We start from the raw sequence: 17042 nt of genomic DNA, 5'->3' as shown, positions 1-17042 counted from the left end.
CCGTGGTTTCCATCTCACCAAATCGGCCAGGAGGAAGCGTCAGCCCCGGGGGCCAACTCCGTGTACATCTGGGGTATGACGCGAGAGGGCGGCGCCTGCCCCGACCCGTAGGCGTCGTAGGAGGAAGACGCCGCCCGCCCGGGGTCAGCTCCCGTCAGTTCCGCAGGAAGACGTAGTCCGCCCGGTACGGGACGCCTGCGATCGCGCCGGGCGTGCAGGACCCGGCCGGGGCCACTCCGCCCACGGTGTTGAGCCGCAGGATCTCGGCGGTGTTCGCGAGCAGGCCGTGGCGCTTGCCGGCCTCAGTGGCCTTGAGGTCGAGCTCGGGGATGTTGCCGTCGCCGTTCGGCGTCTTGGACAGGACGGCTCCGGTCACCGCGCTTCCGTCCGGTGCGACCCACTGGGGCGTACCGGAGTTGGGCGCGACGAAGGAGTGCCGAATGCCGCCGCCGAGCAGGGCGGCGACGTCCCGCTGGGCGAAGGCGTAGCCACCGCCGGCGGCGGGCTTGCACTCGTAGATCTGCTTGCCCTTGATCACGGACGCCTGGACGTTGTGCAGGGCGTCATGGAAGTCGAAGGCGGCGACGGTGACCTTGTGGAGCTGGCCGCGGACGGCTCCGCCGGGGAACTCGGTGGTGTGCAGGTTGGCGTAGAACGAACCCGGGTCGGACTTGAGAGCGGCGAGCAGGGCGGCGTCCTTGACCTCGACCGTGCCGGTGACGCTGTGCCGCTTGCTGTTCTTCAGCAGGTCGGTGAAGTCGACCTTGACGCCGCCGTTGGTACCCCTGGCGCCCTGGTGGATGTGGAGCATGGTCGGTTTGCCGGTGCCGCGCCAGGTCACGGCGACGGACACCCTGTCGTCCTGCACCTTGATGAACTCGAGAGCGGCGCCGTCCTGGTCGCCGACGGCCGGACCGCCCGCCACGGGCACCTCGTTGGCCCCGCGCAGACTGGCGGCCAGAAGGGTTCCCCCGGTGTCGTCGGACACGGTCCCCCCGGTGGCGTGGGCCGGGATCACGGCGGCGGCGATCCCCCCGGCGGCGGCCACCGCGACAGCGGTGACCATCAGGCTCCTACGGCGCTTCGAGAACGTCGCATTCATGCCCATGATTCTGTTTTCTCCCCGTAGACCGGCCGACACCCCCTGTATCGGCCTTCTGAGATATCACTACGGAAGTGATCTCATTCTGGACTCAGTCCAGACGTGTGACGTGCATCACGCCACCCAGGAGCGCCGGCCAGGGGCCGCACGACGGACGGGTCAGCCGGCCCGGTGCACCACGGCGTCGCACATCTCCATCAGCGAGAGCTTGGCGTCGCACTCCGGCAGCGGAGCCAGGGCCGCTCGCGCGTCCTCCGCGTACCGCACCGTGTCCCGGCGCGCCTGCTCCAGCGCGGGGTGCGCCCGCAGTCCGGCGAGCGCCTCGGCGTGCCGCGCGTCGTCGCTCAGGTCGGAGTCCAGCAGCTCGCACAGGGCGATGTCCTCGGCAAGCCCCAGACGCGCCGCCCGCTCCCGCAGCCGCAGCACCGGAAGGGTGGGGACTCCCTCGCGGAGGTCGGTCCCGGGCGTCTTCCCGGACTCGCGCGACTCGGAGGCGATGTCCAGCACGTCGTCCGCCAGCTGGAAGGCGACCCCGAGCCGCTCCCCGTACTGCGTCAGCACATCCACGACCGTCTCGTCGGCGCCCGACATCATCGCCCCGAAGCGGCAGGACACGGCCACCAGCGAGCCCGTCTTGCCACCGAGCACGTCCAGGTAGTGGTCGACCGGGTCCCGTCCGTCCTGCGGCCCCGCCGTCTCCAGGATCTGCCCCGTGACCAGGCGCTCGAACGCCTCGGCCTGCACCCGGACCGCCTCGGGCCCGAGGTCGGCGAGGATGTGCGAGGCGCGCGCGAACAGGAAGTCGCCGGTGAGGACCGCCACCGAGTTGCCCCAGCGGGCGTTGGCGCTGTCGACGCCGCGCCGCACGGCGGCCTCGTCCATCACGTCGTCGTGGTACAGCGTCGCCAGATGGGTCAGCTCCACCACCACGGCCGACGGCACGACCCCAGGCGCATACGGATCGCCGAACTGGGCGGCGAGCATCACGAGCAGCGGGCGGAACCGCTTCCCGCCCGCCCGCACCAGGTGCTGGGCGGCCTCCGTGATGAAGGGCACCTCACTCTTGGTGGCTTCGAGCAAACCTTCCTCGACGGCCGCCAATCCGGCCTGGACATCGGCTTCCAGAGCCTGGTCCCGCACGCTCAGCCCGAACGGCCCGACGACGGTCACGAGGGGTCTCCTGTCTGCTGGTGTCTACTGGCGGTTACACGGTTTGTCGATAGGTCGCTGACATCACTCAAGTCAGCGTATCCGGTCACCTTTCGATCACCGATGCCGCCCACCCGTCCAGCCCGGGTGGTATCGGATCACGACCGGTATGTTTTTGATCAACCGATAAGAACGGATATCTATCGACTTGTCTATCGGGGTGTCGGCCGACGCGCCTCCCGACACGTCCGTACGAGTCGGCACGGTCGCCCCCTTCCCCCGTTCCCCCGTTCCCCCCACGAAATCGGCTCACGAGGACCTCCGGAGCCCGGCACGGGGTGCTCGACAGGCGACCGTCATGACAACGAGGTGCACCACACCACAGGTTCCGCTTTCGCCCCCCAATGAGGCGATGAGCGGCTGGTTGCCCACGAGTTGGGGCCATTGTCCTATTTGCCGCCCTTGCGGATGCCGGTGACTTGACTCACACGGCAGTACGGGCCGCCGAGGGCCGCCCTCCCGCCGCTTCCCCTCCTCCGTACGCGAGTTGAGCCTTGGCAACCGCAAAGGATCAAGTGCCCCATAAGCCTCAGACCAAGGTCAATAGCCCTGATCTGTGAGCCCGACACTTGTTCCGGCCATGTGCTCTCGCATACGTTCCCGGCCTGTCGGGTGGACGCCGAATCCTGCCGCCGCCCGGGCACGACCATCGACCAACTCACTCGCACGGCAGGAGCGGGGGAACCAGGTAGGCCGCCGGACCGGGCATCGTCCCGGGCCGGCTAGGGGTGAAGTCGCGTTGCCGTACGGCTGCGCGGCCGGGCATCTCCCCGCCCGAACCCGACAGCTCACCTCGCAGGCGCCGGAGAGGATCCCGCCATGTCTGCAACAGGTCAGCACCGCCGCCCCAGAAACAACCGCCTCGCCCGCAAGCTCGCCGTCACCGGTACGGGCGCCGCCGTTCTCGCCCTGCCGCTCATCGGGGCGACCAGTGCGTCCGCGGCCACCCCGACCGTGGCCAACGTGAAGTCGATGGGCTACGCCGACAACCTCGACGGCTGGATCCGGGGCGCCCTCCAGGTCATGAAGCAGAACGGGATTCCCGGGACGTACAACGGCATTTACCGCAACATCATCCGCGAGTCCTCGGGCGACCCGGCCGCCATCAACAACTGGGACTCGAACGCGCTCGCCGGCACTCCGTCCAAGGGTCTGCTGCAGGTCATCGATCCGACGTTCCTCGCCTACCACGTGCCCGGCACGGCAATGAACCCCTTCGACCCGATCGCGAACATCACGGCCGCCTGCAAGTACGCTGCCGCGCGGTACGGGTCGATCGACAACGTGTTCGGCGCCTACTGAGCTCTCCGCCAGAAGTGCCACTCTGCTAGAAGTGCCACGGAGGACTGTCGGTCCTCTGCGGGCCCGTCGTGGCTGGTCGCTCCCTCGCTCTCGGCTTCTCCCCCGCTCTCGGCTTCGCTCGAGCGGGGGGGACCCCCATGAGCGGGGGGACCCCCATCGCGGCGGAGCCGCATATGGATACAGCCCCGCACCCCTTCCGGGTGCGGCCGCTCAAAGCTCCACGAATTCGGCGAGCTCCCCGGACTCGACGAACAGTCGCTCGAGGACGACGGCGATGCCGTCGTCCTCGTTCGACAGGGTGATCTCGTCGGCCACCGCCTTCAGTTCGGGGTGGGCGTTGGCCATGGCGACGCCGTGGGCGGCCCAGTCGAACATGGGGATGTCGTTGGGCATGTCGCCGAAGGCGATCGTCTGCTGCGGGCCGAGTCCCAGGTGTGCGGCGGCCAGCGCGAGGCCCGTCGCCTTGGTGATGCCGCATGGCTGGAGTTCGACGGTCCCCGGCCCCGACATGGTGACGGTGGCCAGCGAACCCACCACCGAACGCGCCGTCGCCGCCAACTCGTCGTCCGACAGGTCGGGATGGCGCAGCAGCACCTTGCTGATGGGTTCGCACCACAGGTCGTCGCGCCGGTCGACCCGGACCGCCGGCAGCGTCGGATGCGGCATCAGGTAGCCCGGTTCGATGAGCGTGAGTCCCTCCACACCGTCCTGGTCGACAGCCGCGTACACCTGGCCCACCTCGGCCTCGATCTTGCCGAGGGCGGTCTCGGCCAGCTCCCGGTCCAGGGTGACGGACCACAGCAGACGGTCCGCGCCCACGTCGTACACCTGCGCGCCCTGCCCGCACACCGCGAGCCCCCTGCCGCCCAGTTGGTCGAAGAGCGGCCGCACCCTGGGGGCCGGCCGGCCCGTCACGACCAGGTGCCGGGCGCCGGCCCCGGCGACCCGTGCGAGAGCGGCGAGGGACCGGTCGGAGAGCGTGTCGTCGCCTCGGAGCAGCGTGCCGTCCAGGTCGGTGGCGATGAGTGCATATGCGGTGGGTGCGGCCATGATCAGAGAATACGGACAGGACGCCCCACCGACTCATCGCGAACCGGACGACGGCCGATTCCCCCACCGGCCCTCGCTCAACTCCCTTATCCTTGTTGGCTCTTCATCGTCAGGCAGGAGCCCGCGACCCGTGCCTAGCCGTGCGCTGCCGCCAGGTGTTTGGCCAGCCTCGGAGAGGCGAACTCGGTGCCGCACACGAAGCGCATCACCGGGCCGTACGACGCCGCGGCCGGCAGGCCGGTGAAGTACAGGCCGGGGACCGATGAGACGTATCCCGCGCCCAGTTTGGGGGTGCCGCGGCTCACCGCGAGTCGCGTGCGCAGTCCGTGGCCGAGGAAGTCCATGGCCGCGATGTCCACCCGGTATCCGGTGGCCGCGATCACGTGGTCCGCGGACATGTCCTGGATGCGGCCCGCGTGGGTGCGGACCGTCAGCTTCGGGCAGCCGTCGGCCGCGTCCGCCCGCACGATCCGGTCGACCTCGCTGACCTGCACCTTTCCCTCGAAACGGTCGCGCAGCCACCACGCGCCGAGCGGGCCGAGGACGCGGCGCACCAGGTAGTGGCGGGCCTCGGCCGGCAGATAGCGGTAGGGGTGCGGGTAGTAGCTGAGGGCCCACAGGGACCAGGCGCGGCCGAAGGGCGACTCGGGGCGCAGCCTGGGCTGCTTCCACGGTGGTGCGCCGAAGGCGACCCTGCCGCGGCCGCGGGAGACCACCCGCACCTGTGCGCCCGCCTCCGCAGCCAGTGCCGCGGTCTCCAGCGCAGACTGGCCGGCGCCGATCACGATCAGTTCCTTGCCGGCGTAGCGCGTCAGGTCGTGCTGCTGGGAGCTGTGGGAGACCGGGCCCGTGGGGGTGGGTCCGTCCGCCGCGGCGGTGGCCAGTTCGGCCGGCAGGTGTGCGAGCCCGGACAGGCCGGTGGCCACGACGACCGCGCGGGCGGTGAACAACTCACCGGAGTCCAGCTTCAGTTCGAAGCCGTCGCCCCCTCGCCGGTCCACCGACACCACCCGCACCCGCTCCAGTTCGGGCACCAGCTTCTGCTGGAACCACTCGCCGTAGGCGATGAAGGTCTCGACGGGGATGATGTCCTCGTCCGTCACCAGCCGCCTGATGCCGGCGGCGTCGCAGTAGTCGGCGAGTGTGTGGCCCTGCTGCGGCGCGTCCAGACTGGAGGCGGCAGGGGTCGACTTGAGGAGCATTCCGGCGGGCATGTGGTCGCGCCAGCTGACCATGGGCTCGCCGAAGACGCGGACCGGCAGTCCGCGTGCTCGGAGATGGGCGGCGGTCGACAGGCCGAAGGGCCCGGCGCCGATGACTGCAACCGGTTGAATCACGAAGTCCCTCCCCAGGACGCTCACTTCGTCACTTCGTGTGGTTCGTCTCGGGCGACCGACCGGCCGGCTAGCCGCCCGAACTGGTGGTGCTGCCACGGCGGTTGGTCCGCCACAGCTGATACAGGTGCTTCGCGCCCGGCCGCACGAAGCGCGCGAGCATCGTGAGGAACGGCAGCGGGTCGTCACCCGCGAGCCAGGCCAGCTCCGTGCCGCTCGCGCGCGCCGGTGCGTGCGGCGTCGTATAGCCGCTGCGGCGGTAGGCGAGCAGGGCGGGCAGGTCGATGTTCTCCACGATGTACCGGTGGCCGGCCCGCTGTTCCCCCTCCGGGACGGTGCGGCCGGTCAGGTCGAGATGCATGGCGCGGACGACGTCCACCCCCGACTCGTTCTCGAAGAGCCGGAACTGGGCGCCCATGCGGGGGTTGAAGTCGAGGAGTTTGTACTGTCCGTCGCGCCGGTCGAAGCGCAGGTCGAGGTCGATGATGCCGGTGAAGCCGATCTGTTTGATGAAACGCGCGGCGATGTCCGCGAGTTCCGGGTTGTCGACGACGTACGCGTTCGCCGTCATGCCCGCGTGCGGCGGCCAGGAGCGCACCTTGACGCCCGTGAACATGGCGAGCGGCGTCGAGTCCTGGTCGAAGTAGGCGTGCACGATCCAGTCCTCGGCGTCCTCCCTGGGCAGGTACTCCTGGAGGATCACCCCGGGGCACTCGCCCCAGTCGCGGGCGAGACCGAGCAGGCCCTCGCGGGTGGCGATCCGCGTCGTGCCGTTCACCGCCGGCCGTTTGCGCCGTACGAACGCCTCGCGGTTCTTGGCCACCACCGGGAAGCGGGCCTTCTCGGCGAACGTGACGATGTCGTCGTACGACTGCGGGAAGGCGGCCGTGGGGCTCGGGATGCCGTGTTCCACGCACAGTTCGTGCAGGCCCTGCTTGCTTGCGAGGCGGCGGGGCAGGGCGTGCTCGACCCGCGGGAACAGGAAGCAGCCGGCGAGGACGTCCTGGTGCTCGGCAATCAGGACGGCGGCCTCCTCGTCGGTGGGGACGAGGACGGTGGGGCGGCCGATGCGGCGCCCGATGCGCAGCAGGCCCTCCACCAGCCGGGCGGGTTCCTCCGTGCCGGTGGTCGGCCAGACGAAGGCTTTCTCGAGGTAGCGGGAGGCGGCGGCGGGTGTGTAGCGGTCCTCGGTGATCGCGTACATCGGCACGCCGAGGCGGCCAAGGCTGCGGATCGCACCCACACCGCCGTGGTGCAGCGGGTAGTCGCCGAACTTGACGATCAGGCCGGGCACTTCACGGTCGGCCGCGAACGGCACACTGCGCGTGCTGCTGGCCACGGGTCCCCCCACGCGTCCCCCCTACGGACCGGACCCACCCCGTCCGTGTCCCCCAAAGGACGCTAAGCCGGAATTGCCACGTCCGACAAGCCCAATTCGGACATTGCAAACTCTTTAGACACTGCCCAAGATGGGCGACGCAGCCGTAACGTGTGGCGCGGCCACCCAGCGGCCATACAACGGTTCGCGCAGGTGGCACACGACAGACGGTTCGCGACACAGTGAGAGTGAGGCAGCACCCCATGCCCCCCTTCGATGTCCCCGAGGGCGATCCCTTCGGCCCGCACAACCTTCCGTACGGCGTCTTCTCCCCCGCCGGCTCGACGGAGCGGACCGTCGGTGTCCGGCTCGGCGACCAGGTCCTCGACGCGGGCGCGGCGGCGCGGGCGCTCGGCTCGCCGTACGCCTCCCTGCTCGCGCAGCCCTCGCTGAACCCGCTGCTCGCCGCGGGCCGCACCACCTGGTCGGACGTACGGCGCGCGCTGACGGCGTGGGTGACGGTACCGGCGCACCAGGAGGCGGTCGAGCCCTTCCTGCATCCGCTGGCGTCGGTGACGCTCCACCTCCCGTTCGAGGTCGCGGACTACGTCGACTTCTACGCTTCGGAGAACCACGCCCGCAACGTCGGCCAGATCTTCCGCCCTGACGCCGCCGACTCGCTGACGCCGAACTGGAAGCACCTCCCGATCGGTTACCACGGGCGCTCCGGCACGGTCGTGGTGTCGGGCACGGATGTCGTACGGCCGTCCGGGCAGCGCAAGGCGCCCGCCGACGCGGCGCCCGTCTTCGGGCCGTCCGTCCGCCTGGACATCGAGGCCGAGGTCGGTTTCGTGGTGGGTGTGCCCTCGGAGCGCGGGCGGCCGGTGGCGCTCGGCGACTTCCGGGAGCACGTCTTCGGTCTGTGCCTGCTCAACGACTGGTCCGCGCGCGACATCCAGGCCTGGGAGTACGTCCCCCTCGGCCCGTTCCTCGGCAAGTCCTTCGCCACGTCGGTGTCGGCGTGGATCACCCCGCTGGACGCCCTGGAGGACGCGCGGGTGGCGCCCCCGGAGCGGACCCATGCGCTGCTGCCGTACCTGGACGACACCCGGGACGAGCCCGGCGGGTACGACCTGCGGATCTCCGTCGCGATCAACGGCTCCGTGGTCTCCGAGCCGCCGTTCTCCACCATGTACTGGACGGCCGCGCAGCAGCTGGCCCATATGACGGTGAACGGCGCCTCCCTGCGCACCGGCGACCTCTACGGGTCGGGCACGGTGAGCGGCCCGGAGTCCGCGCAGCGCGGGTCGCTGCTTGAGCTGACCTGGAACGGGCGCGATCCGCTGGAACTTCCCGAGGGCAAGCGGACGTTCCTGGAGGACGGGGACGTGGTGACGTTGTCGGCGTGGGCGCCCGGACCCGGCGGGATCCGCGTGGGCCTCGGCGACGTGAGCGGCCGGATCGTGGCAACCGCCATGGAGTGAGCGGAAGGTGCGGGGCGTGACGGCGGCGGTACGGGTCGTGCGTGTGGTCGTACGAGACGTGCGAGATGTACGAGGTGTGTCGCACGGGATGGCCTTCGTCCCCTGACTCCCGCGCCGTTCGCCGTCATACTGGCGGCGGGCGCCTTGCGCGCCGAGCCGCACCACCCAACGCCCCGCCCCTTCCTCCGACCAGGATCCGGAGACCGTGGCATGACCGTCTGTCTGCTCCTGCTGAGCGTCGTCGCCCTGATGGCCGCCGTGCCGGTGCCGCGTGCGCTGGTGCGGTCGGCGTGGCCCGAGCGGGAGCCCGTGGTCGCGCTGTGGGTGTGGCAGTGCCTGGTCGCCACCGTCCTGCTGTGCTGTCTGACGGCGCTCGTACTGGGCGCGGCCGCCGTCTTCCACACCTTCCGCGACCACGTCTTCGCGCCTGCGCCGCCTGCCGTGACCGCTGCGTACGACCTGACCGCCGCGCCCGCCTGGTCCGCGGCCCTCACCCTGCTGCTGGCCTGCGGCGCCGCCTGGACGACGGCGATGCTCGCCCGCGAACTCGTCGAGGCGCGCCGCCGCCGCGGACAGACCCGGGCGCACCTGCGCGAACGCGCCCCCGAGCTGCCCGCAGGACTGGAGGAGGCGGCGCGCGGCCCGCTGCTGGTGCTGGAGGACGAGTACCCGGACGCCTGGTGGATGCCCGGCCACCCGCCCCAGCTGGTCGTCACCACGGGCGCCCTGCACCGGCTCACCGACCACCAGCTCGACGCGGTCCTGGCGCATGAACGGGATCATGCGCGGGCGCACCACGACTGGCTGCTGCATCTGTCGAGCGCGCTGGCCACCGGCTTTCCCCGCATCCCGCTGTTCGCCCACTTCTGCGAGCAGACCCACCGGCTGGTGGAGCTGGCCGCGGACGACACGGCGTCCCGCCGGTGCGGCCATCTGACCACCGCGCTCGCCCTGATCGAGCTGAACCAGCACCGCGGCGTACTGTCCTGCGCCTCCAGTCACCGCCTCCTCGGCGAACGCGTCGACCGCCTCCTGGAGCCACCGCCGCGGCTGGGGCGACGGCACCGGGCGCTGACGACGACGGTGGCGGCGCTCGTGCCGTTGCTCCCGCTGCTGATCGCGTTCGCGCCTGGGCTCACGGCGCTGGGGTGACCCCTTCCTGGGTGCTGCCGCCCCCAGCCCCCCGCTATCGGCCTGAACGGCCTCGTCCTCAAACGCAGGACGGGCTTGGTTCAGCGTGGCAGATCTTGCTTGAGGGTGAACGTAACCCCAGGTCAGCGTCTTACCTGACGTCCCCGCAAGTGGCGCAACAGTGCTGCAACACTCCATTCCCCATCAGCTCGCTATGGTTCGAAACATGCCTCCCGCCGACCGCATCCGAGACCACGCCGGACAGGGCGCGACCACCGTCGCCGCCCACCGCGCGCGGCGTCGGCTGCGGGCCGACCAGGCCAGGCAGCTCGCCGACCTGCTCCGCCACCAGCTCCTGGCCGGCGGCTTCCCGGACGGCACACTCCCGCACGAGACGACCCTCGCCACGGAGTACCGCGCCACCCGCAACACCGTCCGCCAGGCCCTGGACCTGCTCAGGGCCGAAGGCCTCGTGGAGCGGCTCCCCGGAGTGGGCACCGTGGTCGTCGCCGAGAAGTACCCGCACGGCCTCGACCATCTGATGGGCCTCGCGGAAACCCTCCACGAGCACGGTCGCGTCACCAACGAGGTCCGCACCATGGGCCCCGCCCCGGCACCTGCCCCGGTCGCCGAACGCCTCCGCGTCCCCGCCGGGGACGACGTCCTCTACATCGAGCGTCTGCGCCGCCTGAACGGCCTCCCTCTCTCCCTCGACCTCACCTACATCCCGCTGGACATCGGCACCGCTCTGCTCGGCGCCGACCTGGAGAACACCGACGTCTTCCGCCTCCTGGAGACGATCACCGGGCAGCGTCTCGGGCACGCCGAGATCACCCTGGAGGCGGTCAACGCGGACACCCACTCGGCCGCCGTACTCGAAGCCCCTCGCGGGGCGGCCGTCCTCATGCTGGAACGGCTCACGCACCTCGCCGACGGCCGCCCGGTCGACCTGGAGTTCATCCGCTTCCGCGGCGACCGCATCACCATGAGCGGTCTGCTGCACCGCTCCCTCTGACCTCTCCCCACCCCCTTTCAGACCCGTTTCCTGGAGACAGCCATGCCCTTGGCGCCCCAGCGGGCCGACGTGCCCGTGACCATCGACGAGTCGAAGTGCATCGACGGCTGCACCCTGTGCGTCGACATGTGCCCGCTGGACTCCCTCGCCATCGACGAGAGCAGCGGCAAGGCCTATATGCACGTCGACGAATGCTGGTACTGCGGCCCGTGCGCGGCCCGCTGTCCCACAGGAGCCGTGACCGTCAACATGCCCTATCTGCTCCGGTGAAAGGCCCCGAACTCCCATGAAACGCAGAGCAGTTGCCGCAGCCGCCCTCCTTCTCCTCCCGCTGACGGCCTGCGGTGGCAACGCGGCGGCCGGAAGCGACGGCTCAATGGTCACGGTCACCGTCGACTACCAGTCCAAGACCATCAACACGGTCACCGCGGGCACCCTCCTGCGCTCCCTCGGCTACTTCGAGAAGGAGCTGAACTCGCTGGGCGACGGCAAGCACTACAAGGTCGACTGGCAGGACTACGCCACGGGCGCCCCCATCACCGCCCAGATGACCGCCGGGAAGATCGACATCGGCTCGATGGGCGACTTCCCGCTCCTCATCAACGCAGCCCGCGGCAAGCAGCTCGGCAAGCCGACCCACCTGGTCTCGGTCACCGGCTACAACCTGCGCGGCGGTCTCAACACAATCGTCACCTCCCCGGACTCGAAGCTCGCCGGCCTCACCGACCTGAAGGGCAAGAAGGTCTCCACGAGCGTCGGCTCCGCCGCCGACGGCACGCTCGTACGGGCGCTGCAGCGCGCCGGCATCGACCCCGACAACGGCATCCAGAAGCTCAACCAGCAGCCCGCGGTCGGCGCTTCGGCCCTGTCGGCGGGCAGCGCGGACGCCCTGTCACAGTTCGTCGCCTGGCCCGGCCTGCTCACCTTCCAGGGCAAGGCGAAGGCCCTGTACGACGGCGCCCAGCTGAACCTCCCCACGTTCCACGGCGTCACCGCCCGCGAGGACTTCGCCAAGCAGCGGCCCGCCGTCCTGGAAGCCTTCCTCAAGGCCCAGTCGGAGGCCACGGACTATCTCAACGCCCACCCGGTCGCCGCCGCCGAGTCGGTCGCCAAGGCCACCGGGCTGCCCGCCGAGGTCGTCTACCTCTACAACGGCACCCACGGCATCTCCACCTTCGACCCGGCGGTCAAGCCGCAGCTGATCTCCGCGCTGAAGAGGGACGTCTCGGTCCTGAAGTCGGCCAAGCTGACCGGGGACATCGACGTGGACTCCTTCGTCGACGACCAGTACGTGAAGAAGTCCCTCGGCGCGGACTACGCCCAGCGGCTCGCCGCGACGCCGCCGGCCTCCGCGAGCGAGGTGTGGCCCAAGCGCGCCGAGAAGACCATCTCCTTCAAGTCGCCCGCCGAGCTGCTGAGTTACGTCAAGAAGCACAAGGACGGCATCCGCGCCGCCTACGTCCCCGACGCCACCACCGGCACCCTCTGGTTCGCCGACAAGGCGGTCTGGGTGGCCGACGGTAGCCGGCTCCTCCCCTTCGTCGCACCCGCCACCGCCAAGGCGTACGCAGCCGCACACGGGGGCGCACGCGTCATCACGTACGGCGAGGCGCTGGGGCGGGCGTCGTGACCCGGCGAACACCGCAAGGAGAGAACCGGTTCGCGCCCCGCCGTCCGCGGCGCTCGGGCCGGTATGCCCTGCGGCTCGCCTCGCTCGCGGCCGTCCTCGGCGCCTGGCAACTGCTGGCCGGCCTCAAGGTCGACCTCTGGCTGCGCTTCTCGCAGTTCCCGACCGTCACCGATGTGGCCCGCACCTTCGCCGACCGGCTGTCCGGGCCCGACTACTGGACGGACCTCACCGACAGCCTCACCCGCATCCTCACCGGCTTCCTCCTCGCCGCCGTGCTCGGCGTGGCGACGGGCGTGCTCGTGGCGCGCTCCCGCCTCGCCGAGGACCTGCTCGGGCCGGTCCTCGAGGTCATCCGCCCGATTCCGGCGATCGCCCTGGTCCCCGTCGCGATCCTGCTCTTCCCCTCCAACGAACAGGGCATCGTCTTCATCACCTGCACCGCCGCCTTCTTCCCCGTCCTGGTCTCCACCCGGCATGCGGTCCGCGCGCTGACCCCCGTGTGGGAGGAGGCGGTCCTCACCATGGGCGGCGGCCGGTGGCGGATCCTCGGCTCGGTCGTCCTGCCGGGCGCGCTGCCCGGCATCTTCGGCGGGCTGTCGGTCGGCATCGGCGTCTCGTGGATCTGCGTCATCTCCGCCGAGATGATCTCCGGTCAGTACGGCGTCGGCTACCGCACCTGGCAGGACTACACCGTCGTCAACTACGCGGGCGTCTTCGTCGGCATGATCACGATCGGTGTGCTCGGCTGGGTCACGTCCACGGCCGTGGAGCTCCTCGGCCGCCGACTGACCCGCTGGCTGCCGCGCACGTCGTACCTCCCCGGCGCACGGACTCCCCGCCCGGCGCGCGGTGCCGCTGCCGCCGCACAGGTGAGCCCCACCACCAAGGAGGAGGCGCCCCATGACCAGCTCGTCTGACCTCCGCTCGCCCGCCTGCACCGGCGCGGGACTGACCCTGCGGGACGCCACGCTCGGTCGGCCCGGCGCACCCGCGCTGGAGGGGGTCGACCTCGACGTGGCCCCCGGCGAGATCCTCACCCTCGTCGGACCGTCCGGCTGCGGCAAGTCGACCCTGCTGCGCACCCTGGCCGGACTGCTCCCGCCCCTCGCCGGAGACGTCGGCCAGGACGGCCACCCGCTGACCGGTCCCGCCGCCGACCGCGCCCTGATCTTCCAGGAGGACGCCCTCCTGCCCTGGCGCACCCTGCGCGCGAACGTCGAACTGCCCCTCGCCATCAAGGGACTGCCGCGTGCGGAGCGCCGACGCCAGGCGGAGGACTGGCTGGAGCGCGTCGGCCTCCGCGAACAGTCCCGGCAGCTGCCGCACCGTGTCTCCGGCGGACAGCGCGGGAGGGCCCAGCTGGCCCGGGCGCTGGCGGGCGCGCCCCGCGCCGTCCTCATGGACGAACCCTTCGGCGCCCTCGACGCCCAGACCCGCGCCGGCATGCAGGACCTGCTGGTCGAGGTACTGCGCGGCACGGGCGCGACGGTCGTCTTCGTCACCCACGACGTGGACGAAGCCCTCCTCCTCGGCGACCGCGTGGCGCTCCTCGGCAACGGCCGGCTGACCGCTGTACGCGATGTGCCGCGCCCGCGCGACCGTACGGCGCACGACGATCCCGCGCGCGTGGCGCTGCGACGCGACGTCCTCACCTCGCTCGGTACCTGAAAGGCCCCCCGGTGACCACCCCCTCCTTGAACACGCCCCTGGAGATCCCCGCGCCCACCGACGCCGAGGAGATCCGCTGCGACGTCCTCGTCGTCGGGGGCGGCACCGCCGGCACCATGGCCGCGCTGACCGCCGCCGAGCACGGCGCGAACGTCCTCCTGCTGGAGAAGGCCCACGTCCGTCACTCCGGCGCGCTCGCCATGGGCATGGACGGCGTCAACAACGCGGTCATTCCCGGCCGTGCCGAGCCCGACGACTACGTCGCCGAGATCACCCGCGCCAACGACGGCATCGTCGACCAGTCCACCGTCCGCCAGACCGCCACCCGCGGCTTCGGCATGGTGCAGCGCCTGGAATCGTACGGCGTGAAGTTCGAGAAGGACGAGCACGGCGACTACGCGGTCCGCCAGGTCCACCGCTCCGGCTCCTACGTCCTGCCGATGCCGGAGGGCAAGGACGTCAAGAAGGTCCTGTACCGGCAGCTGCGGCGGCGCGAGATGCGGGAGCGGATCCGCATCGAGAACCGGGTGATGCCGGTGCGCGTGCTCACCGCCGAGGGGCGCGCGGTGGGGGCGGTCGGCTTCAACACGCGCACCGGCGCGTTCGTCGTGGTGCGGGCGGGCGCGGTGATCCTGGCGACCGGCGCGTGCGGCCGACTGGGGCTCCCGGCCTCCGGCTACTTGTACGGCACATACGAGAACCCGACCAACGCCGGTGACGGTTACGCCATGGCCTACCACGCGGGCGCCGAGCTCACCGGCATCGAGTGCTTCCAGATCAACCCGCTGATCAAGGACTACAACGGGCCCGCCTGCGCCTACGTCGCCAACCCCTTCGGCGGCTACCAGGTCAACCGGCACGGCGAACGCTTCGTCGACTCCGACTACTGGTCGGGCCAGATGATGGCCGAGTTCGCGGCAGAGGTCGCCAGCGACCGGGGTCCCGTGTACCTGAAGCTGAGCCACCTCCCCGAGGAGTCGATCTCCTCCCTGGAGTCGATCCTGCACTCGACGGAGCGGCCCACGCGGGGGACCTTCCACGCCGGCCGGGGTCACGACTACCGCACCCACGACGTCGAGATGCACATCTCCGAGATCGGTCTGTGCGGCGGCCATTCGGCCTCGGGCGTACGAGTCGACGACCACGCCCGCACGACAGTCCCCCGCCTGTACGCCGCCGGCGACCTGGCCTGCGTGCCGCACAACTACATGATCGGGGCCTTCGTCTTCGGCGACCTGGCGGGCGCGGACGCGTCCCAGTACCAGGCCTACGAGGGCGAGTTGCCCGAGGAGCAGCTGCACAAGGCGCACGAACTGATCTACCGCCCACTGCGCAACCCGGACGGCCCCCCGCAGACCCAGGTCGAGTACAAACTGCGCCGCTTCGTGAACGACTATGTGGCGCCGCCGAAGTCCGGCGCCCGCCTGTCCCTGGCGCTGGAGGCCTTCGAGCGGATGCGCGACGACATCGCGGCGATGGGTGCTCGCACCCCGCACGAACTGATGCGCTGCGCCGAGGTCTCCTTCATCCGCGACTGCGCGGAAATGGCCGCGCGGGCCTCCCTGGCCCGCACGGAGTCGCGCTGGGGGCTCTACCACGACCGCATCGACCACCCCAGGCGCGACGACGCCTCCTGGTTCCACCACCTCGATCTGCACAAGTCCCCCTCCGGTTCGATGGAGTTCACGGCCCGTCCCGTGGCTCCCTATCTGGTTCCCGTCGACGAGTTCACGCCCGTGGGCGGCCCGTCCCGGCACATCGGCGAGGTCCACGCCGAGGACGTGGCGACCGCCGGGTCGCGGGACGTGGCGCCCGTCGCCACGGGGCCGAGCTCCGCACGTGCCGCCACACCACCCGTGGGCCACGGCTCGGTCGAGACCGCCTCGCCCCGGCTCCTGGAGCTGCTGGAGCTGGCCGAGGAGCAGCCGGAACTCGCCGCGATCGCGCCCTACTTGACCGACCTCGACGCCGCCGTGCGGCGCACCGCGGTCTCGGTCCTCACCGAGACGGTGCCGCCCGGCACCGGGCAGGCCCTGGCCGGTGCCCTCAGCGACCCCGACGGAGACGTGCGTGCGGCGGCCGCGGCCTCGCTGCGGGAGCTGGTCGAGACCCTCCCGCCCGAACCTGACCTCGGTGCCGCCCTCACCGCTGCGGTCGCCGAGGCCGACCCCGTGGTCCGCGCTGCCGCCCTCGACGTACTGCGCGCCCTGCGCCTGGGGGACGCCGGCGTGTTCGCCGGGGCCCTGGACGATCCCGACATCGCCGTCCGTATCGAAGCCGTCCGCGCGCTCGTCTCGGTCGACGCCGTCGAACCGCTGTCCCGTGCGGCGGCCGACGCCTCGCGCGAGGTCCGCGTCACCGTGGCCAAGGCGCTCGCCGCCGTCAGCCCCAAGGCCCGTGCAGAGAGCGGCCGGGAACTGCTCACCGGCACCCTGGACCGGCTCACCGAGGACAGCGACCCCCTGGTGCGCGGCGCCGCGCTCGGCGCGCTGGCCACGGTCGGCTGCCCGGCCCCGCTCGCCACGCGTGCCGTGGCCGCGCTGGCCAACCCGGCGTGGCAGGTCCGCGCCGGTGCCGCCACCGCTCTGGCCGCCGCGGCCGCCGACACGGCCGTGCCCGCCCTCGCCAAGGCGCTCGCCGATACCAACGCCGACGTGCGCAAGGCGGCGGTGCTCGCCCTGACCCGGCACAACGGCACCGCAGAGGCCCGGGCGGCCCTCGCCACCGTCACGTCGGACCCGGACGCGGACGTCAGGGCGTACGCGGCGCGGGGGCTGTGACGGCGCCCCGGGCCCTGTG

At 71.2% G+C, this 17042-nt stretch carries 14 protein-coding genes and 1 riboswitch; of the genes, 9 read left to right on the top strand and 5 right to left on the bottom strand.

Translation table 11 applies throughout. The annotated features are described in order from the left end of the window. Positions 1–154 precede the first annotated feature (154 nt). Together ACFY1U_RS06305 and ACFY1U_RS06300 are read right to left on the bottom strand one after the other, a co-directional pair. Positions 155–1102, bottom strand: coding sequence for a CHRD domain-containing protein (locus ACFY1U_RS06305; RefSeq protein ID WP_390692987.1), 948 nt, complete (start codon positions 1100–1102; stop codon positions 155–157). Positions 1103–1261: 159 nt separating this feature from the next. Further along, on the bottom strand, positions 1262–2272 hold the full coding sequence (locus tag ACFY1U_RS06300; protein WP_390692986.1) for a polyprenyl synthetase family protein: 1011 nt from the start codon (positions 2270–2272) through the stop codon (positions 1262–1264). Between the two features lie 679 nt (positions 2273–2951). Further along, positions 2952–3126: riboswitch (cyclic di-AMP (ydaO/yuaA leader) on the top strand. 4 nt (positions 3127–3130) lie between these two features. Here ACFY1U_RS06300 and ACFY1U_RS06295 point away from each other — a divergent pair. Next, the gene (locus tag ACFY1U_RS06295; protein WP_390692985.1) at positions 3131–3613 is read left to right on the top strand and encodes a transglycosylase SLT domain-containing protein; all 483 of its coding nucleotides are present in this window, start codon (positions 3131–3133) and stop codon (positions 3611–3613) included. Positions 3614–3823: 210 nt separating this feature from the next. On the opposite strand, the gene ACFY1U_RS06290 is transcribed toward ACFY1U_RS06295, so the two are convergent. The 3 genes from ACFY1U_RS06290 to ACFY1U_RS06280 form a co-directional block, all read right to left on the bottom strand. Beyond that, positions 3824–4663, bottom strand: coding sequence for an HAD family hydrolase (locus tag ACFY1U_RS06290; RefSeq protein WP_390692984.1), 840 nt, complete (start codon positions 4661–4663; stop codon positions 3824–3826). A gap of 134 nt (positions 4664–4797) precedes the next feature. Next, on the bottom strand, positions 4798–6000 hold the full coding sequence (locus ACFY1U_RS06285) for an NAD(P)-binding domain-containing protein (RefSeq protein WP_390692983.1): 1203 nt from the start codon (positions 5998–6000) through the stop codon (positions 4798–4800). Between the two features lie 67 nt (positions 6001–6067). Beyond that, positions 6068–7336, bottom strand: a complete 1269-nt coding sequence (locus ACFY1U_RS06280) for an ATP-grasp domain-containing protein (protein ID WP_390692982.1) — start codon at positions 7334–7336, stop codon at positions 6068–6070. Between the two features lie 242 nt (positions 7337–7578). On the opposite strand from ACFY1U_RS06280, the gene fahA reads away from it, so the two are divergent. The 8 genes from fahA to ACFY1U_RS06240 all read left to right on the top strand — a co-directional run bounded on the left by fahA (position 7579) and on the right by ACFY1U_RS06240 (position 17023). Next, entirely contained in the window at positions 7579–8799 is a 1221-nt protein-coding gene (gene fahA / locus ACFY1U_RS06275; protein WP_390692981.1) for a fumarylacetoacetase, read from the top strand. Between the two features lie 210 nt (positions 8800–9009). After that, a complete protein-coding gene (locus ACFY1U_RS06270) occupies positions 9010–9951 on the top strand; it encodes a M56 family metallopeptidase (RefSeq protein ID WP_390692980.1) in 942 nt (313 codons plus the stop codon). A gap of 205 nt (positions 9952–10156) precedes the next feature. Further along, on the top strand, positions 10157–10945 hold the full coding sequence (locus ACFY1U_RS06265; RefSeq protein WP_390692979.1) for a GntR family transcriptional regulator: 789 nt from the start codon (positions 10157–10159) through the stop codon (positions 10943–10945). A gap of 42 nt (positions 10946–10987) precedes the next feature. Next, the gene (locus tag ACFY1U_RS06260; RefSeq protein WP_030347217.1) at positions 10988–11215 is read left to right on the top strand and encodes a ferredoxin family protein; all 228 of its coding nucleotides are present in this window, start codon (positions 10988–10990) and stop codon (positions 11213–11215) included. 16 nt (positions 11216–11231) lie between these two features. Further along, the gene (locus ACFY1U_RS06255) at positions 11232–12575 is read left to right on the top strand and encodes an ABC transporter substrate-binding protein (protein ID WP_390692978.1); all 1344 of its coding nucleotides are present in this window, start codon (positions 11232–11234) and stop codon (positions 12573–12575) included. Beyond that, the gene (locus ACFY1U_RS06250; protein WP_390692977.1) at positions 12572–13492 is read left to right on the top strand and encodes an ABC transporter permease; all 921 of its coding nucleotides are present in this window, start codon (positions 12572–12574) and stop codon (positions 13490–13492) included. Before ACFY1U_RS06255 ends, ACFY1U_RS06250 begins: the two co-directional genes overlap by 4 nt. Further along, the gene (locus tag ACFY1U_RS06245) at positions 13476–14243 is read left to right on the top strand and encodes an ABC transporter ATP-binding protein (protein WP_390692976.1); all 768 of its coding nucleotides are present in this window, start codon (positions 13476–13478) and stop codon (positions 14241–14243) included. The genes ACFY1U_RS06250 and ACFY1U_RS06245 overlap by 17 nt, the downstream gene beginning before the upstream one ends. An 11-nt stretch (positions 14244–14254) precedes the next feature. Continuing rightward, positions 14255–17023, top strand: a complete 2769-nt coding sequence (locus tag ACFY1U_RS06240; RefSeq protein WP_390692975.1) for a fumarate reductase/succinate dehydrogenase flavoprotein subunit — start codon at positions 14255–14257, stop codon at positions 17021–17023. The last annotated feature ends 19 nt before the right edge of the window (positions 17024–17042 follow it).

This window comes from Streptomyces sp. NPDC001351 (genome assembly GCF_042896045.1).
In the GTDB taxonomy this organism is placed as follows: domain Bacteria; phylum Actinomycetota; class Actinomycetes; order Streptomycetales; family Streptomycetaceae; genus Streptomyces.
The sequence above is the reverse complement of the archived record's forward strand: the minus strand, read 5'-3'. Positions and strand labels throughout refer to the sequence as shown.

Excerpts from the sequence above, each read along its gene's own strand:
- ACFY1U_RS06305 (WP_390692987.1), bottom strand. The coding sequence starts at position 1,102 with ATGAATGCGACGTTCTCGAAGCGCCGTAGGAGCCTGATGGTCACCGCT.
- ACFY1U_RS06295 (WP_390692985.1), top strand. The coding sequence starts at position 3,131 with ATGTCTGCAACAGGTCAGCACCGCCGCCCCAGAAACAACCGCCTCGCC.
- ACFY1U_RS06290 (WP_390692984.1), bottom strand. The coding sequence starts at position 4,663 with ATGGCCGCACCCACCGCATATGCACTCATCGCCACCGACCTGGACGGC.
- fahA (WP_390692981.1), top strand. The coding sequence starts at position 7,579 with ATGCCCCCCTTCGATGTCCCCGAGGGCGATCCCTTCGGCCCGCACAAC.
- ACFY1U_RS06270 (WP_390692980.1), top strand. The coding sequence starts at position 9,010 with ATGACCGTCTGTCTGCTCCTGCTGAGCGTCGTCGCCCTGATGGCCGCC.
- ACFY1U_RS06265 (WP_390692979.1), top strand. The coding sequence starts at position 10,157 with ATGCCTCCCGCCGACCGCATCCGAGACCACGCCGGACAGGGCGCGACC.
- ACFY1U_RS06260 (WP_030347217.1), top strand. The coding sequence starts at position 10,988 with ATGCCCTTGGCGCCCCAGCGGGCCGACGTGCCCGTGACCATCGACGAG.
- ACFY1U_RS06255 (WP_390692978.1), top strand. The coding sequence starts at position 11,232 with ATGAAACGCAGAGCAGTTGCCGCAGCCGCCCTCCTTCTCCTCCCGCTG.
- ACFY1U_RS06245 (WP_390692976.1), top strand. The coding sequence starts at position 13,476 with ATGACCAGCTCGTCTGACCTCCGCTCGCCCGCCTGCACCGGCGCGGGA.